We start from the raw sequence: 26,876 nt of genomic DNA on the forward strand, positions 1-26,876 counted from the left end.
AGCTCAATGAGCACGCACCGAAAGAGCGCGTGCCATTGGCGAAGAGCATTGGGTGCGGCACTAGCGGTCCGCTGCGCTAAGCACGCTCTTCCCACACCTTTGCGAGTTTGACGAGCGTGGCGACGGCCTTGTCCATGTCCTGCCTGCTGATCCATTCACGCGGCGAGTGGAAGGCGTGGCCGCCGGCGAAGATGTTCGGGCATGGCAGGCCCATGAAGGAAAGGCGCGAGCCGTCCGTTCCGCCTCGGATACTGCCGCGCACAGGCGACATGCCGGCGCGGCGAATGGCTTCAATGGCGTTTTCCGCGACCTGCGGATGCCGATCAAGGACAATCTTCATGTTGCGATACTGCGGCTTGACGGTGAAGGTGTAGGAAGATCCGGGATAGTCGGCCATCACCTCCTGCACCAGCGCTTCGAGCCTACTTTCCTTGTCAGTCAGCCCAGCGTCCTCGAAGTCTCGGACAATGAGGCTGATAGCGGCCTTTTCCATGGAGCCGGCCAAACCGGTCGGATGGATGAAACCTTCTCGACCTTCGGTCGTTTCCGGTGCGACATTCTTGGGTAACCGATCAATAATTGCGCCGGCGATCTTGATGGCATTCTCCATCTTTCCCTTGGCAAAGCCCGGATGGATCGCAACGCCTTCGATGGCAATCTCGACGCCGTCTGCCGAGAACGTCTCGTCTTCGATGTGTCCGGCGCTTTCACCGTCCATCGTGTAGGCAAACTGCGCGCCGAGCTTTGTCAGATCGACCTTGTCGACGCCGCGACCGATCTCCTCGTCGGGCGTGAAGAGCAGCTTAATCGTTCCATGCTTGATGTCGGGGTTGTCCATGAGGATCTCAGCCGCCGTCATGATCTCGGCGATGCCCGCCTTGTCGTCGGCGCCGAGCAGTGTCGTCCCGTCGGTCGTGACGATGTCGTGGCCGATCTGGTCGTTGAGCGCCGGATTCTCGCTGACGCGAATGACCTGCTTCTTGTCACCGGCAAGCTGAATGTCGCCGCCGCGGTAGTCGCGCACGATTCGTGGTTTGACGTTCGTCCCCGTGAAATCGGGTGCCGTATCCATATGCGAGCAGAAGCAAATGACCGGAACGGTCTTGTCTGAATTCGAGGGAATGGTCGCGTAGACATAGCCATGCTCGTCCAAGTGAGCGTCGGACAGGCCGATCGTCAACAACTCGTCGACCAGCAAGCGGCCCAAGTCCTTCTGTTTCACGGTCGACGGCTGCGTCGACGATGCCGCATCCGATTGGGTGTCAATGACGACATAGCGAAGAAAGCGATCGAGGACGGTATCGGTCATGGCGGATCCAATCTGTGTTTTGCGTCCCACCGATATAGCCTTCGAAGATGGGGCGTGAATAGGGGTACTCGATCCCCTATGGCCGACCCGACCGCTGCCGAGAGATGGTGAACTCGCCGCCGCACCCGTACCCGTGACGACTGCGGTTGTGCTGTGGTGGGAGAATGGCAACGTCAGACTTAAGTCCGCCGTTGGAACCTTATAGCATTGAATTTAGTTCCTAGACCGCAATGCAAAAATATAATCATAGGAGTGGCGGATGAGAAAAATTGTCCTTGTGGCTGCATTTATGGGGGCATTGGCATCGTGCACAGCCACCGAGAAAGGAACCGCAATCGGTGCGGGCACGGGCGCTATCATTGGCGGTGCCGTCAGCAATAGCTGGGGAGGCGCAGCGGTCGGTGCCGTGGCAGGTGGTGTCGCCGGGGCGCTGATTGGACGCTCGACCGAACGGCGCGGCTACTGTGTCTATCGTGATCGATATGGACGCACCTATGAGGCGCGCTGCTGATAGGGGCAGCCGCTAACTGACCGCCTCGTTATGAGAGGCGGTCTATTCCCTCGAGACTTACACTAGTGCCGCGCCACAGAGATTATGACTCTTTGACGGGGTAAGCTTTGCGGAGCTTTTGGCGGGCTTTTTCGGTTGTGAACATCCATTGGATCTTTGCGCCATTAGCGTTGCGTTGCTGCTCCCAGGCTGCGACTTCGGCGATTATGGTGTCTTTATTGTCGATACGACGGTCGAGGCATTGGCTGCGCAGGACACCGATCTCGATCTCGACCATGTTGAGCCAACTGGCGTGCTTGGGCGTGTGGTGGAACTCCAGTCGCTTCAGCACCCTTCGAGCCTCCGGGGCTGGAAATGCGTCGTAAAGCGCCCCGGCGGAATGGGTGGAGAGGTTGTCCATCACCACGCGGATGATCGGGGCGTCGGGATAATCGACGTCGACCAGTTCGCGCATGCACTGGGCGAAGTCTTGGTTGGTTCGCCGATCGGTGACCTTCACCCTGCGCCAGGGCTGGTGGGCGTCCATGAAGACAAACAGATTGACCGTGCCGTTTCGGCGATACTCGCAGTCGTAGCGTTCAAGCTGGCCAGGCTTGGCCGCAATGGGCTCGCGCACTTCGCCGATGAGTTGGGTCGGGCTCTCGTCGAAGCAGACCACGGGCCTTTGTGGATCAGGCGTCTCTGCGTAGAGGTCGAGAACATCCTCCATGCGCGCGACGTATTCCCCATCGAGCTTTGGGATGCACCACATGTCTTTGCGCCAAGGTTTGAGATGATTCTCAGCCAGCCGGCGACGTACGGTCTCCGAGGACAACTCGTCATGATCGGTGAGTCGGACCATCTCATCGGCCAGAAGCTCCAGGGTCCAGCGGGCTCGCCCGGGCGGCGGCTTTGAGCAGGCGGTCGCCACCAACAGCGCCTCCTCCTTGCTCGATAGCTTGCGCTCAACACCCGGGCGCGGTTCTTCACTGAGCGCGCCTTCCAGATTGGCTTCCACAAACCGGCGCTTGGTCCGGTAAATCGTCGATCCGCTGACGTTCAAGGTTGCCGCGATCACCTCGTCGCTGAAGCCTTCGTCCGCCGCCACCAGGATCTGGGCGCGCTTGATCTTGCGCGACGCATGGCGTCCCCCGCTCAACAAAACGGCCAGTTGATCACGTTCCGATTGGCTAAGCTCTACGTGAAACTTTATAGTCATCGACACCTCCTTCAGCGCGGAGACGCAGATGAATCCGAAAATGAGTCCCTCACTTGACCCGCAAGCCGCAACGGCAAGACATGGCCTTACGCAAGTCCAAGGCCAGTACCTGGCCTTCATCTACGCCTACAGCCGCATCTTCAAACAGCCTCCGGCCGAAGCCGACATGCGTCGCCACTTCGCCGTTACGGCTCCGTCTGTTCACCAGATGGTGCTGACCCTCGAGAAGGCAGGATTTATATCCCGCGTGCCAGGCGCAGCACGCAGCATCCAACTTCTCATCCCACCAGAAGACTTGCCCATTCTACGATAACCCAACCCGTCATAATCTCTGTGGCGCGGTACTAGTGGGTGCTTTGCTGTTTTGCCCTTGCGACGATCTGCGTCGGGTTGACGAACTGCAAGGCGAGAACCAGCCAGAACAATGTCGTGACCATGTAGACCACCGCCATGGCATCGATCGACTGGCCTGCACGCACTCCTGATGCAAAGACGGCGTAATAGAGCGACACCACCAGTGTTTGCGTCGTCGGCCCGGCAATCAGGAAGGTCAGCTCGAACATCGCGATGGTTCGCACCAGCACCAGCAGCAACGCAGCCAGCATTCCCGGCAAAAGCAGGGGCAGCAGAATTCGCAGGAACAGGCTCGTTGTTCCCGCGCCGAATACGCGTGCGGCCGCTTCGATGCGAGGGTCGATCTGCTCGATGAACGGGATCATCACCAAAACAACGAAGGGCAGCGACGGGACGACGTTGATCAGCACGACGCCCCAAAACGTGCCGCCGAGTCCAAGCTGATAGAGGACGGTTGCCAGCGGAATGCCGTAGGTCAAGGGAGGGATCAACAGCGGCAGCAAGAACAGCAAGATGACCAGACGCTTGCCGGGAAAGTCGCGCCGCGCCAGCGCATATGCGGTCGTGATGCCCAAGATCCCAGAGATGATGACGACAGTAAAGACGATCTCGAAGGTGACAAGGACAACGCTGGAGAGCTGGAATTCCTTCCAGGCGCTGAAATACCAGCGTGTCGTCCAACCTGCCGGCAGCCATGTCCCAAGCCAGCGCGTCGCAAAGGAGTTGACCATGACAGCGGCGATAACGGCGAGCAGATTGAGGACAAAGAGGATGGCCAGCCCCCAAATGGCGAAGCGCCAGATCTTTGAAGCGAGGCCCTGATCTCGGATCATGACTAGCCTTTCGTGCCGCCGGCGGGGCCGCGGTAGAAGAGTGAGCGGGTGGCCAGAACGGCAAGTACGACAACCAGTTCCACGCCGCCCATGATGAGCGCGATGGTCGAACCGAGCGAATGATCATATTGCTCGAAGGCTGCCTGATAGGCTGCAATCGAGATGACGCGCGTCGGGCCGGCCGGCGCCCCTAGAAGAACGGCGGAGGGAAACACCGCAAAGGCCTGCACGAATGCCAGGCAGAAGGTGACAGCGAGCCCCGGAACCAACAGCGGCAGGAAGACCCTGAAGAAGCGCTGTCGTGGTCCCGCACCCAGTGTCGCCGCCGCCTGCTCGATCGCGGGATCGATGCCGGTAACGTAAGACAGCGTCAACAGGAAGGCGAAGGGAAAACCGGTGATCAGCAACGAGGCGAAGACACCCCAGTAGTTATTCGTCAGCTTCACCGGTGCGTCGAGGACGCCGAGCATCAAGAGGGCATGATTGAACCAGCCGCGCGGCCCGAGAAAGGTCAAAAGGCCGTCTGCCACGAAGACCGTGCCGAGGGTAATGGGTAGCACGAGAATGGTGGTTAGCAGCCGCTGCCTGCGCATCAGGCGCACGCGCAAGGCAACGGGTACGGCAAAGGCGAGGTTGATCACCGTTACAGGCAGTGCCAGCCACATCGTTGCGGCGATCGTCTGATATTGGAAGGGATCGCTGAAGAACTTCGCGTAATTGGCATACCATGTGCCCTCTTTCGGCGTGAGTGAATCGGCCACACCGTAAAGGAATGGGTAGACGAACATCGCGATCATGAAGATCAGCCCCGGCAGTAACAAAAGCGTCGTGCCATCGAGACCGCGCCCAGCGAGCCGGGTTCGCAGCGAAGGGCCGCTCATCGGCCGGGTCCTTTGAAGACCAGTGCCCGTCCGGCAATCGGGTGCAGCCTGGTCGATGCTCCCCGCGCCAACGGCTCATCTGCGCGGAAATAGAGTTCAGAGCCGTTCCCTGCCCGCGCCATGCCAAAAAATGCTCGCCCGCGATATTCCATGCTGCTGACGGTGGCAGCGATCCCCTCGCCGTTCGACGCGACCAGATCTTCCGGGCGGACCGACAGGATGGCTGCATCGCCGACGCTGAGCGGCGAACGCATCGTGCCAACGAGGCGGGCGCCGGCGACCTCGATTTCGGCCTCTGCGCTCGTCACACGCGTAATGCGGCCTTCAACACGCGTCCTGAAGCCCATGAAGTCGGCAACTTCGACGTTCACAGGGCGCTGGTAGAGATCCTGAGGCGATCCGATCTGTTCTATATGGCCCTGGCTCATGACGACGATGCGGTCTGCAAGCGACAGCGCCTCGTCCTGATCATGCGTCACATAGATGGTGGTGGAACCGATCTGATCGTGGATGCCGCGAATTTCGGCGCGCATCTCGAGCCGCAGTTTCGCATCGAGATTTGAGAGCGGCTCGTCCATCAGCACGATTGGCGGACGAATGACGATGGCACGAGCGATCGCCACGCGCTGCTGCTGGCCACCGGACAGCTGACCAGGCAACTTGTCGGCCTGGCTGTCGAGGCGCACGAGCGCCAGGGCATCACGGATGCGCTTATCGGCCTCTGGTCCCTTTATGCCCTGCATGGCAAGGCCGAATCCGACGTTCTTGCGCACGCTCATATGTGGAAACAGGGCGTAGCTTTGGAAGACCATGCCAAAGCCGCGGCGCTCGGGTTCGAGCTGGTCGATACGCGTGCCGCCAAGCCGGATTTCGCCACTGGTCAGTGCGAGCAAACCGGCGATGCAGTTCAATGCAGTCGACTTTCCGCAGCCGGACGGACCAAGCAACGCCACGAACTCTCCGGGTTCGATCGCAAGATCAATGCCGGTCAAAGCGTTGAACGCTCCGAAGACGCGACGAATCCCATCGAGTTCCAGGCGCGCGTTCTTACGCGTCGATGCGGCGGCATTCGAAACCGAAGTCAAATCAATCTCCATCTGCAAAATGAGGTGGCCGACCCGAGACGCGGCTCCGGGCCGGCTGCTTCTTTTGATCAGCCCTTCTTGGCGCCGATCTTCTCGTCCCAGATGCGGAAGGCTTCGACCAGTTGTTTCGGCTCCAGCGGAACCTCCAGCGGATTGTTGGCAATCCAGTCGGCATATTCGGGACGGCCGAACTCCTTGATCGTGTCCTGGCTTTCCTGCGGCGCCATCTCGAGGGTGACGTCCTTCACGGCCGGACCCGGATAGAAATAGCCGGCATCGTAGGCGATCGCCTGCTGTTTGGGCTGCAGGATGTAGTTAAGCACGTCGATCAGCACGCCGATCTTCTCGTCCGAGACGCCTTTCGGGACGACCGCGTAGTGGGCGTCCGTGACCCAATGGAAGCCGTCGAGCTTTTGCACCTTCGCCTCGGCTGGAACAATGCCGAGTGCCCGCGGATTGATGTCCCAGCCGGTCGTCGATACGACGATGTCGCGCGTCCCCTCGCCAAGCTCCTTCATCACCTGGCCAGTGCCCGTCGGATAATACTCAATGTGCTCGCCAAGTGCGGCGAGATAGTCCCACGTTTTTGCCCAGCCCTTGGCGGGATCGCGAGGATCACTGTCGCCAAGCAGGTATGGCAAGCCCATGAGGAAGGTGCGGCCAGGGCCCGAATTGGCCGGCCGAGCATAGATGAAGCGGTTCTTGTTTGCCTTCGCCCATTCAAGCAGTTCTTGCGCCGATTTCGGCGGCGTGGGTACCTTGTCAGGCATATATTCGATGAGTGGGCCTGAGGGATAATAGGTGATGACGACGCCCTGATCCTTGGCAAGGGACTGCATCTTGAAGGCCTGCGGCTGCAGGATCTGCTCGAGGTTGGGCAGCTCCGACTTGTGTGCCTTCAGATCGATCCAAAGTCCCTGATCAAGGCCCGCCGAAAGCGCGTCCGTTCCCGTCAGGACGAGATCGATATCGACTTTGCCGGCCGCCTGCTGCGCCTTGATCTTGCCAGGCAGTTCTGGTGCCGGTGCCTTTGTGAAGGCGAAGCTGGAAACCCAGTCCGCCTTTTCCGAGGCGTAGGCCTCGAACATGCCCTGCGTCAGCGCCAGGTTGCCGGCGACATCTGCAATCGTGATGGTGACGGGGCTTGCCGGTTTCTTGGCCTGCGCAAACGCCCTCAGCGGCAGCATGGTTGCAACAGCAGCGCCCGCTGCGGTGCCGACGAATGTTCTGCGGGTGACTTTCATCCTGTTTCTCCTCCTGTTGTCGGACGCCGCAAATGCGCTCCAATGCGTCCTCGTGCCGGTCGTTGCAGGGACCGGAACCTTGTCGTCAAATGTGTGAAACCTATTGAAAGAGTTGCCAAAAACACCGTCCTCCTCGGTGCGCCTTGGCAGTCGCAATAAATTGATATACTAGTATGCACGATCAAGTCAATGTCAGGGCTCCTTATGCAGGCAGCAGTTGTTTCCGTTCAAACGGCCTTGCCTTTCGGGGCCGAGAGGCCGACGAAGCTTCGCCGTGTGACGAATGCCGGCGCCATCTTCGATCGGCTCTACGCGGATATACTTGCTCTGCGAATGCCACCCGGCATGCTGTTGCAGGAAAAGCGGATTGCCGAAGAGTTCAATGTCTCGCGCACTCCAGTGCGTGAGGCGCTGCTTCGATTGTCAGAGGGCGGGCTTGTCGATATCTACCCGCAGTCCGGCACGGTCGTGTCGCGGGTGCCGGTCTCTGCGATCCCGGAGGCGGTGGTCGTGCGCAAGTCGCTTGAAGGCACGACCGTCGAACGCGCCGCCGAAGTTGCCACGGCAGGCGATATCGATCGCCTGAATTCCATCATTTCACGACAGAGATCGCTTGCCGCGCTCGGCGATACGTCCGCTTTTCACGACGAGGACGAGGCCTTCCACGAGGCCGTCGCCGAGATTGCCGGCTATCCCGGCATCTGGACGATCCTCAAGACGGTCAAGGTGCAAATCGACCGCGCCCGACGACTGACGCTGCCGGTTCTTGGCCGCATGGACAATGTCGTGCACGAACACGGGCTCATTCGTGACGCAGTCGCTGCCCACGACGTGGAAGCGGCGCGTGCGGCCATGATGCACCACTTGAGCGCCGTCATTCCCGACGTCGACGAGCTTCGCGTCCGGTATCCCGATTATTTCTGCTGAGCCTGTCAGCAGGCAACGACAAGATCCCAAGGAGGAAATACATGCGCCAGGGTTGGAGATGGTTTGGGCCGGAGGCACCGGTAACGCTCGATGAAGTACGCCAGACCGGTGCGACCAATGTCGTCTCGTCCCTGCACCAGGTACCAATCGGCCGTGCCTGGACTGAAGGGGAAGTGCGCGAGCGCCAGGCGATGATCGAAACGACGCCGCCCGGACGCTCGCGCCTGACATGGTCGGTTGTCGAGAGCATCCCGATTCCAGATGCCGTCAAGCGCAACGGTGGACGAGCCAAGGCAGATATCGAGGCCTGGATCGCCAGCCTTGAAGCTGTTGCAGCCTGCGGGATTCCAATTGTCTGCTACAACTTCATGCCCGTCGTCGACTGGACGCGCACCGAACTCGATTATGTCATCGATACCGGCGCGACGGCCATGCGTTTCGATCATGAGAAATTCGCCGTCTTCGATCTCTTCGTGCTCCAACGCGCCGGTGCCGAGCAGCAATACTCCCCTGAGGACAAGGCGCGTGCGCGCGACATGTTCGAGGCGATGAGCGAAGCCGAGATTGCAGAGATCACTCGGATCATCACATCCGCCCTGCCCGGCTCCACGACCGAACCGCTGACGATCCCGCAGTTCCGTGAAAAGCTCGCAGCCTATACCGGTATCGATGCCGCCAAGCTGCGCCAGCATCTTATCGAATTTCTTCAAGCAGTGACGCTTGTAGCCGAAGCGCGCGGCGTCAAGCTGACGCTGCACCCGGATGATCCGCCGCGCTCGCTCTTTGGTCTGCCGCGGATCGCTTCGACCGCCGAAGACTATGCCGCGCTGTTCAATGCCGTTCCCTCAAAGGCGAATGGCATGTGCTACTGCACCGGCAGCCTCGGAGTGCGTGCCGACAACGACCTGCCGGCGATGGCCCGCCGCTTCGCATCGAGAATCCATTTCGCCCATCTGCGCGCAACAAAACGCGAGGCCGACGGACGCAGCTTCCACGAGAGTGCCCACCTGGAGGGCGACGTCGACATGGTTGCAGTCCTGAAGGAGCTCGTCGCAGAAGACCGCGGGCGTCGGGCAAACGAAACAATCGTGTTCCGCTCTGACCACGGCCATCGCATGCTCGATGACCTCGACAAGACCGTGACGCCGGGCTATCCGGCAATCGGTCGACTGCGCGGTCTGGCCGAGCTTCGCGGCATTCTCGTTGCCCTGGGTGCGAAGCCGACGTAACAGTGGATCGCGGCCGCAGCCCGTAAGTCGTCTCAATATCGCGGGCTACAGGTGGCGCGGTTGACCTCTGGAAGGGCAATTGCCCACGCATTTGGAACAAACTTGGGCACAATTCATTTCTCTTCCTGCAGAGAGGAGAAACGACATGACCTACGACCCGAATGATCCGAACCGCAATCCCACGACCGATCACGACCTGCGCACGCCACCGCTGCGCCGCAGCTCAAGCAGTTGGATCGGATGGATTGCCGCGATCGCCGTGATCCTTGTCGCAGCGTTTGCTATCACAGAATGGTTTGACCGGCCGGGCACCGATCCCAACCCGACCGCTTCAACGACTGAATCTCAGCCGATGAAGCCGCCGGTAGCCCCTGTGGCGCCGTCCAGTGAGCCGGCAACACCTGCCCCGGCCAACCCTTCGACCGGCGGCACGACACAGCAGTAAGCATACTGCGAAGCGGAGCCTCACCTCGTGGAGGAGAGGCTCCGGTATCTTTTTCGAAGCCACCTCGGACCCCTTCTTGTCTCCACGGACAGATGCATCGCTAACGGAAGGTCGCGGCTCAAACCGCGTGGCGAACATGTTGAGGCTCATGTCGCCCAGGCTTGGAGGAGGCGCAGCCGGCGAGGCTCTCGGGATGGGAACGCCGGACGATCTCAGCGTCGAAGCCGTCCAGAAGCTCTTGAGGGTGCTGGCGCCCGAAAAGGATGATGGACAACGCCTGCTCAAGACGCGCGCGCTGGAGGTCAGCAGCGCCCATCGCCGAGGCACATTGGCTGGTTCTCGATACGGGAAGCGAAGGACGACCAACCGCCTTCCTGGTGGTGCTGACATTCTGGCTGATCGTGATCTTTCGCACGTTCGGCCTTTTGTCGCCCTATAACGGCACGGTGATATCGGTCATTGTCGTCTGCGCTCTGTCCGTCGGAGGTGCGGTCTTCATCATCAACGATATGGCCCACCCTTACGGAGGCCTGATCTATGTTTCGGATGAGCCTCTGCGTCTCGCCCTGTCGCGGGTGGGGCGCAGTTGATCGCCTCTTGGGCAGTCGGCCGCACACACAGCGTGGATTAGTGCGTCGCCGCGCGCTTCTTGGAGGCCGCGAGAATGTAGTCGTCGGCGATATCCGCGATCGCCATTGCGATTTCGGTCGACGAGAAGCCGACCAGTTTTTCGCCTTGAATGATCTGGTATACGGCTTCCTCTATCTTCTCACGGCAGGCAGAAAGCCTGTCGGCGTGGTTGATGACTATAGGACGTAATTCCATGGCCCTTACCCCCGGTCGATGCGGCACACGTTCTTGATGTGCGTTGAATGTTGATATTGGTTAAGCAAGTGAAGGTCGCGACATTCGTGATGTTATTGAACGATGCCCCACTATCGCGATTCCAGCTAAAAAGCCGCCTGTAGCCTCCGTAAAGACGGCACCAAAGCTTCAACTTAACCGTGCCTGGACTATAGTCGCAAAAATCTGGAACAGCCTGTGAAATCGACGTAACACTACCATGAATAGAGCAGTCGAAATATATACCGCTCAAGGTCGGCAATATTTGCTGCCTCAATGCATCGGACTTGGCTAAATTTCCTCCGCATGGGGTAAAATCGCAACGCCACAGCAAAATGTCGCCGCCGCCAGCAATTAGCTCCTTGAATAAATTTACTCTTGGTTGTATTTTTTATAGATCTCAGCATAATGCCAGTCTGACACGAGGAAACGGGGGACGCCATGCAGGCCAAAACTCCAAACGCTATTGATGCCTATGTGGGTGAGCGTGTCAGGTTAAGGCGAAAGCTACTTGGCCTGAGCCAGGTTAGCCTTTCGGAATCCTTAGGGATTACGTTCCAACAGCTGCAAAAATACGAAAAGGGTGTCAACCGCATCGGAGCAAGCCGGCTGCAGCGCATTGCAGAAGTCCTTGGCGTGCCCGTTGGCTTCTTTTTCGATGAAGAGAAGGCGCACACGGCGGGCCTGCGTTTGAGCGCCGATACCGATGAAGTCGCGCATTTCATCGCTTCGAAGGAGGGTCTGGCGCTGACGCGTGCCTTCATCGCGATCGAAGATCCGAATATTCGTCGAAAGCTGATTGCACTTGCAAGGAGCCTTGGCTCCACGCAATCGGTCACGGATGAGCATGAGAGCTGGGAACGGGCGGACGAAACAAGAGGATAGCCGGTGCTGCGTCTCCAAACATTTGGCGAACTGCGTCTGACGGATGAGGCGGGCAATGCGGTCGGCTATCCTGCCAAGGCGCTGTTGACGATGGCCTATCTCTTCACATGCAAGGGGCACGCCCTCACCCGCCAAGAGGTCGCTGCGTTCCTATGGTCGGATGCCGAGCCCGATCAGGCCGGCCTTAATCTGCGTAAGCTCATCTCCCGTATTCGCCAGATCGATGACAGTGAGGCCGCGCCACTTAAGATTACTGCGGTGTCGATCGAGTTGCAGGCGCGCCTCCTTTCCATCGATGTTGAGATATTCGACGAGGCAATGCCGCCGATGGACAGGCTGAGAGCCAGCAGCGACCTACTTCAGCGTGATTTCGCCGGCAATGTTCGCTCAGCAAGCAAGGCGATCGACAGCTGGATCGCGCGCGAGCAGCGCGGCCACAGGGTCAAGTTGCGGCAGATGCTCTTGGAGGCGGCGCCGTCTGCACAGGGCACCGACGACTACCGAACCGTCTCCGGCGCTGCCTTGCAGTTGCTGGAGCAGGAGCCGAGCGACGAGCCGCTCCGGGCGATCCTTCGCGGGCTGCCTGGCGTTGCTGGCCCGGACGTGCTGGCGCCAAGCGACAGGCAAACGCGGAATTATGCGGTGCCGGCGGAGGTGCGGAATGCAAACCGCCCGGAGCCCGAACCCCGGCCCGCGTCGAGCCTGCCGCGACTGGTTTTGCTTCCTCCGACATCACAGGGCAGCGTGGTCGGGCTCTCGCTTGCCAGTGCGCTGATCGAGGATGTGACGATCGAGCTATGCGCGCTCAGGAACATTTCCATTGTTGCACCCCATACCGCCGAGCAAATTCGCCGCGACTCCGACAAAGCCGCCGTTATCGCTCGTCACTCTATCTCCTATCTCCTTGATACGAGACTTTCAGGCGAAGGTCTGTATGCTCAGCTTGTCTATTTTCCGACCGATGAAATCATCTGGGCGACCCGCTTTCCCATGACCGCTGCAACGCTGCCGACCCAGCGGCGGCTCATTGCCCAGCACCTGTCATCGTCTGTCGCGGATGAACTTGCCAGGAACGAGCAAGCTCGGCTGAGCCTGGAGGCCAACCCGCAGTGCTATCATGCCTATCTCGTTGGTGCGAGCCTGATGGGCAAGCTGACGCTGCCCCACATTCGCAGGGCCAGAGCAGCGTTCAAGGAGGCGTTGAAATACAATCACGACTTTTCGCCGGCTTTTACAGGCCTGGCACGGACCTATACCAGCGAGTGGCTGGTGACTGCCCAGGGCAATGAGGAACTGTTGGGCCTTGCTGAGCAGAATGCGTTGAAGGCAATAGAGCGCGACGATGGTTTCGCCAGCGGCTACCGGGAACTCGGCGTGACAAAGCTCTATCTCGGCGACGTTGACGAGAGCGTGGCAGCGCTTTGCCACGCGGAGGAACTGAGCCCGCATTTTGCCGACGTGATCTATAGCCACGCCGACACGCTGGTGCATGCCTCCCGTCCGAAGGAGGCGCTGACAAAGATCCTGAAGGCGATCTCGCTCAATCCCTTATCGCCGGACAGCTATCTTTGGTGTGCTGCCGGCGCAAGCTACTTTCTCGAGCAGTACGACGACGCCATCGCCTATGTGGAAGCCATGAAGGACAAGGCGCCGGCCCACCGCATTGCTGCTGCGAGTTGTGCAATGATTGGCGACCGCAGGCGTGCGCAGTTCTATCGGCAGCGTGCGGAAACTCTGAACCCCGTCTTCGATGTGGAAAAATGGCTCTCGGTCGTGCCCTTCAAGGAGCAATGGCAGAAAGATCTCTACAGAGAGGGGCTTTTGAAAGCTGGATTTTAACACCAACGAAAGGGAACATCATGTCAAGGGCAGTTGTGTTTGGTATTGCAGGGGACGCGACGCTTTGGATTGCGGACCTCGATGCAGGCACCGTCAAGCAACTCGATGCCGCAGCCGGTGAACTGGCGAAGGTTGCCGAGCTGCGAAAGGCGGGCGCCACCGTCGTCAAGAAGGTGGACTTCGCGGTGGCGGTCTCGACCGCGAAAGCGGCGTTCTCCGGTCACGTCGAAAGCTGAGAGCGCACGCTGACCGCGCGTAGACGTGCCGCCTATTCTGACCGCACGGTTTCACCATCCGAAACCCTCGTTCGAACCGCACCATTTCTTGCGGATTTCGGCATAACCCGTATCGCCCGCCACACCGGTCTGGACAACATCGGCATCCCGGTGTGGTGTGCTTATGTCCCAAACGGGCGTTCGGTTGCGATCGCCCAGGGTAAGGGTTTGACGGATGACGACGCTAAGGCTTCGGCCGTCATGGAAGCGTTGGAGCGCGTCGTTGCCAACAGGCCAGCCATTCCAACGTTCCGCACCTCGGCTCATGATCTGCGGGCGGCGGGTTTTGCTTTTGATACGCTTGCCTGCCTGATCGGCCGTCACGAGAGCGATATTCGGCTGGACGAACCGGTTGACTGGGCGCTCGGCAAGGATCTCCTGACTGATCGGGAGATTTATGTTCCCCTCGACGCGGCGCTTCTGGATCGAACGCGCCGCAACCGCTTCTGGATGTCGTCCGATGGCCTCGCCTCCGGCAATACCCCACAGGAGGCCATTTTGCACGGGGTACTCGAGCGTATCGAGCGCGATGCATATTGCCTTTGGCAGATCGCAAGCGAAGCGGATCGGTTCGCGCGTTGTATCGATCCAGTGAGCTTCGATGATCCACTGGTCGATAAACTCGTGTCAAAGATTGAGACGGCGGGGCTGGCCATGCGCCTGTTTGATATGACGAGTGACATTGCCGTTCCCTGTGTCACCGCCGTAGTCGGGCCCTCGAAGCGACGCGACGGCAACATCCGCTTTGTTGAAGTGACAGGCGGCAGCGGCGCGCACCAGTCGCCTGTTCGGGCGGCGGTTCGGGCAATGACCGAGGCGGTTCAATCGAGGATCACCTACATCAGTGGCGCACGCGACGACTTATCGCAGGACGTGTTTCAAAGGCCTGCGCCCGCCGAGACCGTGCGCGCCCTTGATGCCATGCCGGTCGTTTGCAGCACTATTGCGGCCTCACAGCGGCACGGCGTCGGACCGCACCTCGATGAGGTCTTCAATGCTTTGCGCGAGCGAGAAATCGCGCCAGTCATCGCGCTGCCGCTCACCGATGGTGCTCTTCCGTTCCATGTCGTCAAAGTCTTCATTCCCGGGCTCGAAAATCCCGAGGGCGCTCGGGCGCGTCGCTTTGGCGCCCGCGCGATCGCAAAGGCGGTGTTTTCATGAAAGTCGTGTTTGTCGGGCCGAGCCTTTCTGATGCAGCCGTTCTCGTCGGTGATGAGGTCACCATATGCCCGCCTGCCGTTCAAGGCGACGTGCTGGCGGCCGTACAAAAGGGTGCGCGGGTGATCGGTATCATCGATGGCGGCTTCGAATATACAGCGCCCGTCTGGCACAAGGAAATTCTCTATGCACTTTCGCGACAGGTCCGCGTGTTCGGGGGTGCGAGCATGGGCGCGCTACGTGCTGCCGAATGTGGGATTTTCGGTATGGTCGGCGTTGGCCGCATCTACGGCGAGTATGCGACGGGGGCGACTGTCGACGACGCAGATGTAGCGCTGCTGCATGGACCGATCGAGTTAGCATATAAGGCGTTGACCGTTCCATTGGTCAATGTCAGGGCGACACTCGATGCGTTGGAGAACCGCCAGATGCTCAGGCATGAGCATCGCGTGGAGCTCGAAATAGCTGCGGGAAATTTGTTCTTCAAGATGCGGACCTGGAGCGCGATCGTGGCAAGTGCGGATGTTTCGGCAGATAAGCAGTCGTTGTTGTCGCTGCTGCGATCGAACGAGGTCGATCAGAAGCGGGCCGACGCTCTCGCCGTTCTTGATGCGGTTCTTTTGGCAGACGATCACCCCCCATCCCCGAGCGAACGAGCGTGGCAATTCAACGAGACCTTTGTCTTGTCGCAAAAGCAATAATTTGGAGATTGCGGCACGGAATGCAACAATAACGTGTGTCACGTGTTTTTCACGGGCCTTTTGCGCGTGTGCTGAATATTCTCTCGCCTGTTCGAGGGAGAACAGAGATGAGTGGAGCATCGACAGACAGACTGATCGACCTGGGTAGCAGTGAGCGATCTTCCGACGACTTGGATGAACTCGTCGCATTGGCGCGCATGATTAGTTACGCAAAATATGCGGCCGAAGATGTTGATCTGGTGGGCGCAATGCACTGTCTCGGCCTGGCGCTTAACGAGGTTCTGCGTGCAATTGGTGACGGTCCGCATGAGGGACTGGCGGATGTGTTGTTTTCCAACAGGGCGCCATGCTTGAACTGACATGACCCGCACAGGCGGGGGCCGGCGGCGCGTGCGCCGGCCTATGTCAGTTTTTTCGAGTAGACACAGAGCTTCTCGGACTGCTGATAGTCATTGCTCTTGTAGTATTCCGCAACGCCGCCGGTGCTGCGAGAGACGAGCCACACGTGCACGTAGCCCATGATGCGCGCTTCCTCCTCCAATCGATTCAATAGGCGCGAACCGATTCCGGAGCGCTGATGCTGCGGCCTTATCGCTATTTCCGCAACGTGAATCCCGCGACCCATCACAGACGTGTGTGGGAGGCCGAAGGCGAAGCCAATCGGCCGCTCTTTGTCGAACGCTGCGACAGCCAGGCACATCGGCGTCGTCGTCAATTCGTCTATGCGAAAGATTGCGTTCTGGGTGGACCATTCTTCGTGCCAGGGCTGCTTGGCGTAGGCCTGTACGATGATATCGGCGCTCTGTAGCGCCTCGTCCCGGGTCATGCGTCTATAAATGATCGGCATTTATTCACTGTCGCCACAGTCGCGTATGACGCGCTTTGTGGACGCCTTCCTGTTCATTCTACCCCACGACGTTAAAGCACAGGCCTGACGGGCCGTGTTGTGACTTCATCGTGACACGCGCTTTGCGCGAATGTCTTCGCTGAAACGACGGGGTTTTTTGCTTTGTGTAGTCGCATCTGCACGCCGACGTTGAAGGCGATGAGCGTCGGGAGCGGGAATGATACCAACGGGCTCTCCTTGACACCAAAAGAAAGTGACTTAATCTAATCGTCGGATCTGGATGCTCGATGTGTGGAGGCAAAGGGCTCGGACCGGATCCTGACCAGGGAGGACATAGGGTGAGGAACAAGGCAATCACGCTTGCGCTTGCTGCCAGCACGATTTTCACGCTGCCGCAGCTCAGTATGGCTCAAGACACCATCACAGGTGACATCGTCGGCAAACCCGATGCGCCAAACAAGATGGTTTTCCGCATGACCACGGATGGCCCGCGCAACAACGAACCGGCTTATGCGCAAGGCTATGGCAAACTGTTCAACGACTTCATTGCCAAGCGTCCCGATTGGCAAATCGAGCTGCAGATGATGTCCGGCGACATCGGGCAGGAACAGGCGCGCATGCTCGAACAGGCCAAGTCGGGTCAGGCTCCGGACTGTGCAGCGGTCGACTCCTTCGTTCTGCCGCTGTTTAAGAAGGCCGGCGTGCTTCAATCCTTCTCGCCCTATTTCAGCAAGGATGAGATCGCTCAACTGTTTCCGTTTATCCGTGACGGCATAACTGGCGCCGATGGCAACATCTACGCGTGGTGGTGGTCGACGGATCTGCGTGTCCTCTATCGCAATAAGGAAATCGTTCCGGATGCTCCCCAGACATGGGATGACCTGAAGAAGGCGGGATTATCATCGGTCAAACAGGGCATGGAAGGCATTCTGTTCAATGGTAGCCGCTACGAAGGAACGACCTTTGACTGGCTGGCGAATTTCTGGGCACAGGGCGGCAGGCTGGTCGACGACCAGGGTAAGCCAATCTTCGGCGAAGGCGAAAACCGCGAGAAGTTCATCAAGGCTGTCAACTACTATCGCGATCTGGTTGAATCGGGAGCGGCGCCGAAGCGGGTCGCGACGCTTGGCAGCTACGACGACTTCAATGCTGCCGCGGCGGCGGGCACGACGGCACTTTTCGTCGGCGGCAACTGGCAATATGCCCAGTTGAAGACGGCTCTCGATCCGGAAGAGTTCGCGAAGTGGAGTTTCTCTCCGCTTCCCGGACCGACGGCGGATCAGCGCTCGACCGGTACGGGTGGCTGGACCGTCGCCGCGTTCAGCAAAGACCCGGCCAAGATCAAGGTCTGCGCTGACCTTGCCCGCGAGATCTATATGGGGCCGGCCAATGCGCTGCAGGAGCAACTGCCCACACGCGCTGACCTCTATGACAAGTACGAGGTGTTTTCGAGCGAGGCAAACAAGACATTTGCTGCCGCCCTCAAGGTTGGTCAGGCAAGGCCCGGGGCGCCGGTCTATCCCGAGATCTCGAACCAGATCCAGATCATGATGGGCAAGGTGTTGACAGGCACACAGGCGACCGAAGCCGCCGTGGACGAGGCTTTCAGCGCTTCGCTCAGCGCCTTCAAGCGAAGCTGAGCGAGCGATCGGTGGCGCAGAGCCCCTCATCTGCGCCACCGGTCATGACTGGACGCCATCCTTCTAGGACAATGGACCGGACTGACCGATGATGAATGCTTCCATTGCGGGCGAGCGTCCCCAACGGCTCGGCGTGGGTAACGCGCGCCGGCGCAATCCATCGCCCCTGCCCTGGCTCGTTCCGCTCATTCTGGTGCTCGGCATCTTCTACCTCTATCCTCTGATCGACGTGTTCCGCTTTGCATTCACCAATGTCTCGCTCGTCGGCGCCGATGAGCAATACACGCTGCAGACCATCATCCACACACTGTCGAGGCCCGAGCTCGTCCAGATCCTTTGGGTGACCTTCGTATTCACGGCGTCCAGCGTCGTTGCACAACAGGTGCTCGGCTTCTTCATCGCTCAGGTGGTTGTGCGCAGCGAGGATCGTGATCTGTTTTGGATCCACCATCGTGCGAACAACGGCGCTTGTCGCATGGGTCGTTCCTGGCATTGCCGGCGGCATCATCTGGAAGATGCTGTTCAACGAAGCGCCGTTTGGCGGGCTGAATAGTCTGCTGCGAATGGTGGGGGCTGCGCCGGTACAGTGGCTTTCCGATCCCGATATGGTCATGTGGTCCGTCGTCATTTCCAACGTCTGGCGCGGCACAGCCTTTTCGATGGTCGTCATGTATGCCGCTGTTAAAGCGATCGATCCCGAACTTTACGAGGCGGCCGAGATCGACGGCGCCAATGCCTGGCAACGCATGATCTACATCACCTTGCCGCAGCTACGCACTGCGATCCTGGTCAACATGATCCTGATCACCATCCAAACGCTGAATACGTTCGATGCCATCATCTCGCTGACCGGCGGCGGACCTGGACGGGCAACCGAGGTGCTTTCGCTCTACACATTCAATGTCGTGTTCCGCAATTATGATCTCGCGGCCGGCGCTGTGTTGTCGATTCTGATGCTTTTAATCAGTCTTGGTCTTGCGCTTGTCTATGCGCGCTTCCTGCCACGGGGAGAGCCGGTATGAGAACCTCACGTCAGGATCGGCTGGGCGATCTCTTCAGCTACGTGTTTCTGGCCGTCACCTTCCTGTTTTTCGCCTGGCCGCTGCTATGGCTGCTTTCGCTCGCGCTCAGGACGCGAAAGGAGGTGTTTCTGGGCGTCAGCCGGTTCATTCCGAAAGCCCCGACGCTGGATAACTTCACGACCATTCTGTCGTCCGACAAGTTTGTCGGATATCTCTGGAACGCTTTGATCCTGTCGACATCAAGCGCCATTGGTTGCCTTGTCGTGGCGTTGCCGGCTGCCTATGCATTTTCGCGCTTCCCGATCCGTGGGAAAGGCCCATGGATGATGGTCCTGCTCGCCTTCCAGATGATCTCGCCACTCGTGATCATGGTCCCGCTCTATCGCTACATGGCCGCAATCGGTCTGACGGACAGCCACTTCGGGGCAACCATGGTCTACATCGCGCTTGCTGTGTCGATGGTGACCTGGATCCTGAAGGGTTTCATCGACGGCATCCCCCGCAGCCTCGACGAGGCGGCGCTGATCGACGGATGCAGCCATTTCGCGGTCTTCTGGCGCATCATACTGCCGCTATCGACACCCGGTATCGCATCGGCCTTCATCATCACAGTGATCGCGGGTTGGTCGCAGTTCCTCGTGCCGTTCCTTCTGATCAGCAAGGAATCGCTGATGCCGATTGGTGTCGGAATCTTTCAATATGCCGGGACGCAGAATGATTCCTCCATTCAGCTTCTGGCGGCCGCCTGCCTCGTATCGGTCGTTCCCGCAATCGTTGCCTTTCTTTCTCTCCAACGCCTCATCCTCGGCGCAATGACGGCAGGTGCCGTCAAGGGCTGATCCTTGTTTCAAATCGCAGGATTATCATTATGACGCTTACGCTGCTGCAACGTCTTGAACGCATCCGTATCCGTGCTGCGGAACTCGAACATTGGCGCTCGCGCGAAACGGCCCAGGTCGATGGCTGGACCTTTGGCGCAGAGCCAATTGCCATCGGGGCGCCCTGGCCGCACAGCGACGGTACCGTTCATTTTGCCGCGACCGCCAGACTTCCCGACCATTGGCCGCTGCAAGATGCCCGCCTTTTGCTCGATCTTGGCGGAGAAAGCCTGATCACGATCACCGATGAGGCGGGCAATGAAAAGAGGCTCGGTCTCGATCCCTATCACCGCGAATTTCTCCTCCCCTCCCGCGATATCAAAATATTGTCGGAGACGGTGGCACGCCTGCCGTTCGGCGAGCCGGTACGCGCTCCGAAGCTGGAGCGCGCGGCGCTGATCTGGCTGGACACGGCGGTCGACAATCTCTGGCTGCTTCTGCGCCAGATCTGCGAGGCTGTCGATATTCTCGACCAGCACGACGTTGTTGCGCATCTGCTTGATATCGCCGAGGATGCGATGCGCGGCCTGGAATGGCCCTCGGCGACCGCTGCCTATGTGGCACGCACGGCGCCTTCGCCAATGCAGCAGAAGATCTGGCAGCTGCCGCCATTGGCGGCGGCGCCGGAAGGGCTCAATCAGGCCGAGCGCGCCAGCGTGGTATCCGCCTATGAGACGCTGCTTGCGCAACTGATGCAACTGCGTGAACGGTTCCCGCCGCAGGGCGAGATCGCGTTGACGGGTCATGCGCATATCGATCTTGCCTGGCTCTGGCCCTATGGCGAAACGCGGCGAAAGATGCGCCGAACATTCCATACAGCGCTGTCCCTGATGGAGCAGTCATCCGATTTTCGTTTCAACCAATCGACCGCGCATTTTTACGCGCAGATCGCGGAGGACGATCCGGCACTTTTGGAGCGGATTATCGAGCGCGCCAAAGAAGGCCAGTGGGAGACAGTGGGCGGCATGTGGGTAGAGCCCGATACGAACATGCCGACCGGCGAAAGCCTCAGCCGGCAGATTCTCTATGGACAGCGCTATTTCGAGAAGACATTCGGTGTTCGTCACAGCGTTTGCTGGTTGCCTGACTGCTTCGGCTTTTCCGGCGCCCTTCCGCAGCTGTTGCGCCAGGGTGGCATGAACAGCTTCTTCACGATCAAGGTCAACTGGTCGGAAACGAACAAGTTCCCTTCCGATCTCTTCTGGTGGGAGGGCCTTGATGGGAGTCGGGTTCTTGCCCATACGTTCGACAATCCGATGCATGGCTATAATGGCTTCGTGCGACCGGATTGCTTTGTTCCGACCTGGCGGAATTTCAAGGACAAGGACAAGCACGACACCACCCTGCTTGCGGTCGGTTACGGCGACGGCGGTGGCGGCGTCACACCCGAGATGATCGTACGCGAGGAGCAGCTGCGGGCATTTCCCACCCTGCCGAAGGCGCGGTGGACGACGGTCGACGACTTCTTCAAGGGCGCGCATGAAAGTGCAACCAAGAAGGACTTGGCAACTTGGCGCGGAGAGATCTATCTCGAGCTGCATCGCGCGACCTTGACCAGCCAGAGCGTGGTAAAGCGACTGCACCGCAAGGCGGAGCGCAGTCTCATTACCGCCGAGACCTTGTTTGGGCTGGCCCACCTGTTGGGTGCGGCCCAGTCCAAATCGATGGAGCCGGAGTGGCGCGTCGTCCTGAAGAACGAGTTCCACGATATTCTGCCGGGTTCGTCGATCGCGGAGGTCTACGTCGATGCCGCCGACGAACTCGAAGCGGTTGTCGCCAAGGGCAAGGCAGCCCAGGCCAAGGCGATGGAGGCAATCGCCAAGCAGTTGCCGGCGGGCACCGGAAACAACCTGCTCGTTGTCAATCCATCCCTGTCGGCACGGCCGGTGCGGCTCATGCTTCACGACGGGACCATCATCTCATCCGAAACAGTGATCGCGCCGCTCGCCATTGCCGTCATCGGTGCGGAAGCGCTCGAGCCTGCGCCTGGCCTTTCCGTCAGCCGCGAGCATCTCGAAAATGCCGTCCTTAAGGTAACATTGGCCAAGAATGGCTCGATCGCGAGCATTGTCCACAAGCCGACTGCCCGCGAAGCCTTGCAGGACGGTGGCAACCGTCTGTTCGTCTATCCGGCAGACAAACCTCGCAATTGGGATGCGTGGGATGTCGAGGAGGACTACGCCGCGCGCGGCGAAGAGATCACCGCACTCGACCGCCTCGAGGTGATTGACAACGGACCGAACCGCGTGGCGATCAAGATTGTCAGAACATGGCGGCATTCGCGCATCACGCAAGTGCTGTCGCTTGGCGCCAACGCACGGCGGCTGGATATCGAAACCGAGCTCGATTGGCATGACCGTCGTGCCTTCCTGCGGTCGCAGACGGGGGTGGCCGTTCGCAATGCGCGCGCAACCTGCGAATGCGCCTATGGCGTGGTCGAGCGGCCGACGCACTCCAATACCCCGTGGGACGCGGCGATGTTCGAGGCGCCGGCCCACCGGTTTGCCGACCTTTCGGAACCGGGCTTCGGCGTGGCCATACTCAACGACGCCAAGTATGGACACAGCATTCGAGGCAATGTCCTTGGTCTTTCGCTCCTTCGTTCGCCAATCTATCCCGATCCGCTTGCTGATGAGGGGGTGCAAGCGTTCACCTATGCGCTGATGCCGCACGACGGCACGTGGTACGACGGCGGGGTCCGGGAGGAAGCCGAAGACCTGAACCAGCCCCTCTTGGCACTACCCGTGGCAGGACGCGCGATCGGCAACTGGCAACCACTTGGGGTGACGGGGATCGATGCGGCACTCTCGGCTATAAAACCTGTGGAAGACGGCGACGGACTGATCGTGCGCGTCTACGAACCGGCCGGTCGCCGCGGATCATTCGATCTGAAGCTCCCATCCAATTGGCGCAACCAAGGATCGGTCAGTATCCTGGAAGAACCGATGGCCGACACGCCGGCGACAGGATTGATGCCCTTCGAGGTCAAGAGCTGGCGGATTGCAAGAGCTTGAACAGCGCAATGGCGGAACGGGCTGGCGTTGGTCCCTTTTCCTATTCGATCCAATCACATAGTCTTGCGCAAGCTTGGGTGTGCTGGAGGGAGGCGGAAGGTGTTGGTGTTGGTGTCGGGCTCGAACACGGAGCAGGCTGCGGCCGCGAACCGCGCCATGATCCTTTCTTCGATCCAGCGCGGCGGCCCGATCTCGCGCACGGAACTTGCCGCGCAATCGAGGCTCACCAAACAGGCGGTGACGCGCATTGTCGAGCGCCTGCTCGACGAGGGCCTCGTCATGGAGGCACGGCGTCGACGCGGTTTGAGGGGGCAGCCTGCCATCGAACTGGAGATCGATCCAGAAGGCGTCTTCTCAATCGGTGCGAACGTCGATCGCGATCACCTGACGATCGTTGCCGTGGACGGCGTCGGCACTGTCCGTGGGCGCATCCACCATGAGCGGCGCTTTCTGTTGCCGGACGATTTTGTCGCGCTCATGGGCGACGCGCTCTCGTCGTTTCGTCGTCGCAAGATCATTCAGGAAACCCGGCTCGCAGGTATCGGCCTCGCCATTCCCGATTGGCTGGGCGAAGTGCCGGTGATCGGCTTCCCGCCAGAGTACCGTCGTTGGAATGGCTATGACGTTCGCGGTGCTTTGGAGGCTCTGTCCGATCATCCGGTCTTTATCGACAACGATGCCAATGCCGCCGCGCTCGGCGAGATCGAATATGGTCTTGGCACCGAGATCGACAGCTTCTTCTACATTCTCGCAAATGCTTGCCTCGGCGGCAGTCTGGTGATCGACGGCGTCCGGCACAAGGGGGCAAGTGGTATCGGCGGCGAGATCGGCTGGCTGCCTGTTGTTTTTGATGAGGGTCCCTATGCCGGCAGCACCCAACCGCTCGGCGAGATGTTCTCGCTCTTCATCCTGCTCGACCATCTGCAGCAAAACGGGGTCACGGCGACGGCGCCATCCGACCTTCTGGAGCTCGACGAGACGGGCCGCAAGCTTGTCAGTGCATGGTTGCGCAAGGTCAGCATTAAGATTGCGCAGGCGGTGGTCAACATAGGCATGATCGTCGATCCCGAAGGGGTGCTTATCGGTGGCCGCTTTCCTGTTCGCCTGATCGACGAACTTCTCCTTTATGTGCATGAGGAAATTGCCCGTCTCGGTGCCCAGGCCCCGTCGCTACACCGGGCGGCAGGATCAGAGGACGCCGCAGCGCTTGGCGCCGCCGCAATTCCCCTTGCCCACCGGCTCGGGCTTCCGTCCGCGGAACCGGAGCAGCGGGTTCGCAACCCGCTTGGGGGACATCCTTTGCAGGCGCCGGACTTGGTGCCTGCGTAGCGACTGCGTCAGTTGTCCGGTGCTATTCTCGCGTGTCCGGCAATGTGATTGCGTCCAGCGGTCGCAAGGCGGCGCCGACTGTGACACCCCCCCAGGGAAGCGTCGCGCGTCTGACCTGTTGAATCCAGGGTGCAATGACAAGGTCGCGGATCTTGTCGTCACGCTCCCGCGACATGCGCTCGACCACGGCATCCAGGACGTCCTCGGGCAAGGAGCCGCCGATGAGGATGGCACCGGGGGCTATAAAGCCCGAAACAGCAAGCACCGCCTCATGCAGATGACGGGCCGCGGTCGCGACCCAACGATCCCTGTCGGCCGGGCCTGAAGCGAGACAGCGTTCCAGGGATTTGAGCGTCGCCACCTCGTCGAGACTTGCCCCGTCGACGCCTGAGCGCATTTCGCCGATCTGTCCGGCGCGGCCATGGATGCCTCGGAAGACCCTGCCCCCAATCAGCAGACCGGCACGCACCGAGCAATCGATGAGGATCATGACCAGCCCACCTTCCCGGTCGCCAGTCCCCAGCGCGCGCTCGGCTTCGATCGCGGCCTCCGTGTCATCCAAGAAGACAGGCTCTTGGCTCTGTCTCGTGAGGGCGCTTTTTATCTGATGGCGATCCATGAAGGGGCCAGGCGAGGTTGCGACACCGCAGCCCACCAGCGTGCCGAGACCGGCCGTTCGGCGGAAATCGGCGGCCGTGGCGATGAGATCATCATGCGTCTCGAAAGATTGCCGGCGAACGATCTCGCCAGCAAAGTCCATCAGGATGATTTCGCCATCACGCTTGCCGATCCGCACGCCGAGAGAACAGGCGGCTTCGCCACGCAAGCCAAATTCCGCGGCTGTGTAATGCCCTGTGGTGGAGCGCTTGCGTTCGCTGACAAGGCCGGCAACCGCAAGGCGACGGACGATTCCGGTGATGGCAGGTTCGGTCAGGCCCAGTTCCTTGGAAAGCTCCCGACGCGTCAGTGGGCCGCGGCGCCGAAGGAGCCTAAGGGTCGTGCGGGAATTATGCTCGGCGATATCAACCGGACTGATTCCGGGTCGATCATCGTATCGGAGCCGCTGCCTGGCTACGCCTGAGATCGAATGGCGCCGTGGTGTTTTCAAGCAAGCAACTTCCCAAACAACTGCTGCAGTCGCGATCAATCACGCGCAACAGGTAAATCTATCCCCAATTTCCCCATCGCAGCAAGAACCGATGGCATCTGCTCGGGCACCAAATTGAGTTCGACGGCGCTCCGCGGGTCTCAGCGAGTGGGTGATGAGCCAAGTGTCGCAATATTGCGACACTTGGCTCATCACAATGCTCGTCGCGGATGGCTCTACCGGCAGCGCGAGAATTGCCAAAGCCATGGCTTTGCGCCAAGGTGGCCCTACAATTGGTTGGAGGAGCCAATGGGTGAACTCACTGCGCATGCAGAGCACGTCTATACGTGCACTCAACGGGATTCCGCTGTCGCAAACTCATCCATCGTTGCGTCCTGGCGGCGATGCATTGCCATGCATAGGCTTGCCCCGGAGCAGATACGGGTGCCACTTCGCCTTTCCGGCGAGGAGTTAAAGAGCGCTCGGCAAGCCTCCGAAAACCTCATCGCTGACGCTTTGTCCGAACTTGATCGTCTATGTGCGACGGTGGGCAAGAGCGGCTGTTGCTTAATCTTGACCGACAGCAATGGCGTTGCGCTCGAACGCCGCGGTGTGGCAGGCGATGACAAGCATTTTCATGAATTGGGTCTCTGGACAGGTTCCGTCTGGACCGAAGCCAGCATTGGTACGAATGGCATCGGCACCGCCATCGCTGACGGGCGTTCTGTCACGATCCTGCGGGATCAACATTTCTTCTGCTCGAACATCACCTTGAGCTGCACAACGGCGCCAATCCGCGACCACCGCGGCCAGCTGGCCGCCGCACTCGACATATCGACGTGTCGCGACGACGTGAACGAGGTCACACTCGGGATCCTTGGCCAGATGGCCCGTGACGCCGCCCTGCGCATTGAAATCAATCTGTTCAGAAGCGCCTTTGCCGGGGCCCGCTTCCTCATGGTGCCTGCCGCGAGCAATCCGACCGCAGCGCTCCTTGCTGTCGATCGACATGACCTCGTTCTCGGCGCTACCCGCGCCGCGCGTCTGGCCCTAAAGCTGGACGATAGCCGCATTGCGGCGGGCCTGCCTGCCGCCGATGCGCTTCAGGAGCAGAGCATTTCGGCAAACGAGGATCTCGTCGATGCAGAACGGGCAGCCTTGCTGCGTGCCCTTTCCCGCTCTAGTGGAAACGTCTCACAAGCTGCCGTTGCGCTCGGTATCAGCCGGGCAACGCTGCATAGGAAGATGAAGCGACTCAATCTACACTGACTGCCTTGACGCCTCTTTGTCGCAGAGTTGCGACAGTGTGCGCTGCGGTACTCTTAAGGGCAGCTTTCTGCCG

At 59.9% G+C, this 26,876-nt stretch carries 26 protein-coding genes and 2 pseudogenes; 18 read left to right on the forward strand and 10 right to left on the reverse strand.

What is annotated here, in order from left to right:
* Positions 1-76 precede the first annotated feature (76 nt).
* On the reverse strand, positions 77-1,309 hold the full coding sequence (pepT, locus tag WGT02_RS29375) for a peptidase T (RefSeq protein WP_208246639.1): 1,233 nt from the start codon (positions 1,307-1,309) through the stop codon (positions 77-79).
* Between the two features lie 259 nt (positions 1,310-1,568).
* Here pepT and WGT02_RS29380 point away from each other — a divergent pair, with 259 nt between their 5' ends.
* Positions 1,569-1,820 carry a YMGG-like glycine zipper-containing protein gene (locus tag WGT02_RS29380; protein ID WP_024315199.1) on the forward strand — a complete coding sequence of 84 codons (252 nt, stop codon included), beginning with the start codon at positions 1,569-1,571 and terminating at the stop codon, positions 1,818-1,820.
* An 82-nt stretch (positions 1,821-1,902) separates the two neighbouring features.
* Here WGT02_RS29380 and WGT02_RS29385 read toward each other — a convergent pair whose 3' ends face one another.
* Positions 1,903-3,018 carry an IS630 family transposase gene (locus WGT02_RS29385; protein WP_208244984.1) on the reverse strand — a complete coding sequence of 372 codons (1,116 nt, stop codon included), beginning with the start codon at positions 3,016-3,018 and terminating at the stop codon, positions 1,903-1,905.
* A 28-nt stretch (positions 3,019-3,046) separates the two neighbouring features.
* Between WGT02_RS29385 and WGT02_RS29390 the strand changes: the two genes are divergently transcribed.
* Positions 3,047-3,331: a LexA family transcriptional regulator gene (locus tag WGT02_RS29390; RefSeq protein ID WP_225039569.1), complete on the forward strand. Its 285-nt coding sequence runs from the start codon at positions 3,047-3,049 to the stop codon at positions 3,329-3,331.
* A gap of 31 nt (positions 3,332-3,362) precedes the next feature.
* Here WGT02_RS29390 and WGT02_RS29395 read toward each other — a convergent pair whose 3' ends face one another.
* From WGT02_RS29395 to WGT02_RS29410, 4 genes are read right to left on the reverse strand one after another with little or no spacing between them, the layout of a single operon-like run.
* Positions 3,363-4,205: an ABC transporter permease gene (locus tag WGT02_RS29395; protein WP_024315200.1), complete on the reverse strand. Its 843-nt coding sequence runs from the start codon at positions 4,203-4,205 to the stop codon at positions 3,363-3,365.
* A gap of 2 nt (positions 4,206-4,207) precedes the next feature.
* The gene (locus WGT02_RS29400; RefSeq protein WP_208246641.1) at positions 4,208-5,086 is read right to left on the reverse strand and encodes an ABC transporter permease; all 879 of its coding nucleotides are present in this window, start codon (positions 5,084-5,086) and stop codon (positions 4,208-4,210) included.
* A complete protein-coding gene (locus WGT02_RS29405) occupies positions 5,083-6,183 on the reverse strand; it encodes an ABC transporter ATP-binding protein (RefSeq protein ID WP_208246643.1) in 1,101 nt (366 codons plus the stop codon). Before WGT02_RS29405 ends, WGT02_RS29400 begins: the two co-directional genes overlap by 4 nt.
* Before the next feature lie 56 nt (positions 6,184-6,239).
* Positions 6,240-7,415: an extracellular solute-binding protein gene (locus WGT02_RS29410; protein WP_024315203.1), complete on the reverse strand. Its 1,176-nt coding sequence runs from the start codon at positions 7,413-7,415 to the stop codon at positions 6,240-6,242.
* A gap of 204 nt (positions 7,416-7,619) precedes the next feature.
* Here WGT02_RS29410 and WGT02_RS29415 point away from each other — a divergent pair, with 204 nt between their 5' ends.
* The 4 genes from WGT02_RS29415 (at position 7,620) to WGT02_RS29430 (ending at position 10,606) form a co-directional block, all read left to right on the forward strand.
* The gene (locus WGT02_RS29415) at positions 7,620-8,342 is read left to right on the forward strand and encodes a GntR family transcriptional regulator (RefSeq protein ID WP_024315204.1); all 723 of its coding nucleotides are present in this window, start codon (positions 7,620-7,622) and stop codon (positions 8,340-8,342) included.
* A 41-nt stretch (positions 8,343-8,383) separates the two neighbouring features.
* Complete coding sequence (uxuA, locus tag WGT02_RS29420; RefSeq protein WP_208246645.1) at positions 8,384-9,571, forward strand: mannonate dehydratase; 1,188 nt, start codon at positions 8,384-8,386, stop codon at positions 9,569-9,571.
* 145 nt (positions 9,572-9,716) lie between these two features.
* Positions 9,717-10,016, forward strand: a complete 300-nt coding sequence (locus tag WGT02_RS29425) for a hypothetical protein (protein WP_024315206.1) — start codon at positions 9,717-9,719, stop codon at positions 10,014-10,016.
* Positions 10,017-10,279: 263 nt separating this feature from the next.
* Positions 10,280-10,606, forward strand: a complete 327-nt coding sequence (locus tag WGT02_RS29430) for a hypothetical protein (protein ID WP_339151222.1) — start codon at positions 10,280-10,282, stop codon at positions 10,604-10,606.
* A 37-nt stretch (positions 10,607-10,643) separates the two neighbouring features.
* Here WGT02_RS29430 and WGT02_RS29435 read toward each other — a convergent pair whose 3' ends face one another.
* Positions 10,644-10,841, reverse strand: a complete 198-nt coding sequence (locus tag WGT02_RS29435) for a hypothetical protein (RefSeq protein ID WP_037126369.1) — start codon at positions 10,839-10,841, stop codon at positions 10,644-10,646.
* 459 nt (positions 10,842-11,300) lie between these two features.
* Between WGT02_RS29435 and WGT02_RS29440 the strand changes: the two genes are divergently transcribed.
* The 6 genes from WGT02_RS29440 to WGT02_RS29465 all read left to right on the forward strand — a co-directional run bounded on the left by WGT02_RS29440 (position 11,301) and on the right by WGT02_RS29465 (position 16,076).
* Entirely contained in the window at positions 11,301-11,744 is a 444-nt protein-coding gene (locus tag WGT02_RS29440) for a helix-turn-helix domain-containing protein (RefSeq protein WP_208246648.1), read from the forward strand.
* A 3-nt stretch (positions 11,745-11,747) separates the two neighbouring features.
* Positions 11,748-13,583, forward strand: coding sequence for a peptide antibiotic resistance protein (locus WGT02_RS29445; protein WP_208246650.1), 1,836 nt, complete (start codon positions 11,748-11,750; stop codon positions 13,581-13,583).
* 20 nt (positions 13,584-13,603) lie between these two features.
* Positions 13,604-13,819 (forward strand): hypothetical protein, encoded by a 216-nt coding sequence (locus WGT02_RS29450; RefSeq protein WP_024315210.1) that lies wholly within the window; start codon positions 13,604-13,606, stop codon positions 13,817-13,819.
* 9 nt (positions 13,820-13,828) lie between these two features.
* Positions 13,829-15,019 (forward strand): YcaO-like family protein, encoded by a 1,191-nt coding sequence (locus WGT02_RS29455; RefSeq protein WP_208247878.1) that lies wholly within the window; start codon positions 13,829-13,831, stop codon positions 15,017-15,019.
* On the forward strand, positions 15,016-15,717 hold the full coding sequence (locus WGT02_RS29460; protein ID WP_024315212.1) for a TfuA-like protein: 702 nt from the start codon (positions 15,016-15,018) through the stop codon (positions 15,715-15,717). The genes WGT02_RS29455 and WGT02_RS29460 overlap by 4 nt, the downstream gene beginning before the upstream one ends.
* A gap of 107 nt (positions 15,718-15,824) precedes the next feature.
* Positions 15,825-16,076: a hypothetical protein gene (locus tag WGT02_RS29465; RefSeq protein ID WP_024315213.1), complete on the forward strand. Its 252-nt coding sequence runs from the start codon at positions 15,825-15,827 to the stop codon at positions 16,074-16,076.
* Between the two features lie 41 nt (positions 16,077-16,117).
* On the opposite strand, the gene WGT02_RS29470 is transcribed toward WGT02_RS29465, so the two are convergent.
* Entirely contained in the window at positions 16,118-16,564 is a 447-nt protein-coding gene (locus WGT02_RS29470; RefSeq protein WP_024315214.1) for a GNAT family N-acetyltransferase, read from the reverse strand.
* 287 nt (positions 16,565-16,851) lie between these two features.
* Here WGT02_RS29470 and WGT02_RS29475 point away from each other — a divergent pair, with 287 nt between their 5' ends.
* From WGT02_RS29475 to WGT02_RS29495, 5 genes and pseudogenes are all read left to right on the forward strand, one after another.
* On the forward strand, positions 16,852-18,204 hold the full coding sequence (locus tag WGT02_RS29475) for an extracellular solute-binding protein (RefSeq protein WP_051166667.1): 1,353 nt from the start codon (positions 16,852-16,854) through the stop codon (positions 18,202-18,204).
* An 88-nt stretch (positions 18,205-18,292) separates the two neighbouring features.
* Positions 18,293-19,226 (forward strand): annotated as a pseudogene (locus WGT02_RS29480) (carbohydrate ABC transporter permease).
* Positions 19,223-20,065, forward strand: coding sequence for a carbohydrate ABC transporter permease (locus WGT02_RS29485; RefSeq protein WP_208246652.1), 843 nt, complete (start codon positions 19,223-19,225; stop codon positions 20,063-20,065). The pseudogene WGT02_RS29480 and the gene WGT02_RS29485 overlap by 4 nt, the downstream one beginning before the upstream one ends.
* A 29-nt stretch (positions 20,066-20,094) precedes the next feature.
* Positions 20,095-23,118 (forward strand): glycoside hydrolase family 38 C-terminal domain-containing protein, encoded by a 3,024-nt coding sequence (locus tag WGT02_RS29490; protein ID WP_208246654.1) that lies wholly within the window; start codon positions 20,095-20,097, stop codon positions 23,116-23,118.
* Between the two features lie 105 nt (positions 23,119-23,223).
* Entirely contained in the window at positions 23,224-24,447 is a 1,224-nt protein-coding gene (locus tag WGT02_RS29495; protein WP_024315219.1) for an ROK family transcriptional regulator, read from the forward strand.
* 22 nt (positions 24,448-24,469) lie between these two features.
* Here the strand turns inward: WGT02_RS29495 and WGT02_RS29500 are convergent, their stop codons facing one another.
* Both WGT02_RS29500 and WGT02_RS29505 read right to left on the reverse strand, forming a co-directional pair.
* Entirely contained in the window at positions 24,470-25,009 is a 540-nt protein-coding gene (locus tag WGT02_RS29500; RefSeq protein ID WP_225040217.1) for a hypothetical protein, read from the reverse strand.
* A 363-nt stretch (positions 25,010-25,372) separates the two neighbouring features.
* Positions 25,373-25,594 (reverse strand): annotated as a pseudogene (locus tag WGT02_RS29505) (hypothetical protein); the annotation flags it as partial.
* Positions 25,595-25,843: 249 nt separating this feature from the next.
* On the opposite strand from WGT02_RS29505, the gene WGT02_RS29510 reads away from it, so the two are divergent.
* Positions 25,844-26,803: a helix-turn-helix domain-containing protein gene (locus WGT02_RS29510; protein ID WP_208246656.1), complete on the forward strand. Its 960-nt coding sequence runs from the start codon at positions 25,844-25,846 to the stop codon at positions 26,801-26,803.
* The last annotated feature ends 73 nt before the right edge of the window (positions 26,804-26,876 follow it).

The organism is Rhizobium sp. T1470 (assembly GCF_042140505.1).
Taxonomy (GTDB): Bacteria; Pseudomonadota; Alphaproteobacteria; order Rhizobiales; family Rhizobiaceae; genus Rhizobium; species Rhizobium favelukesii.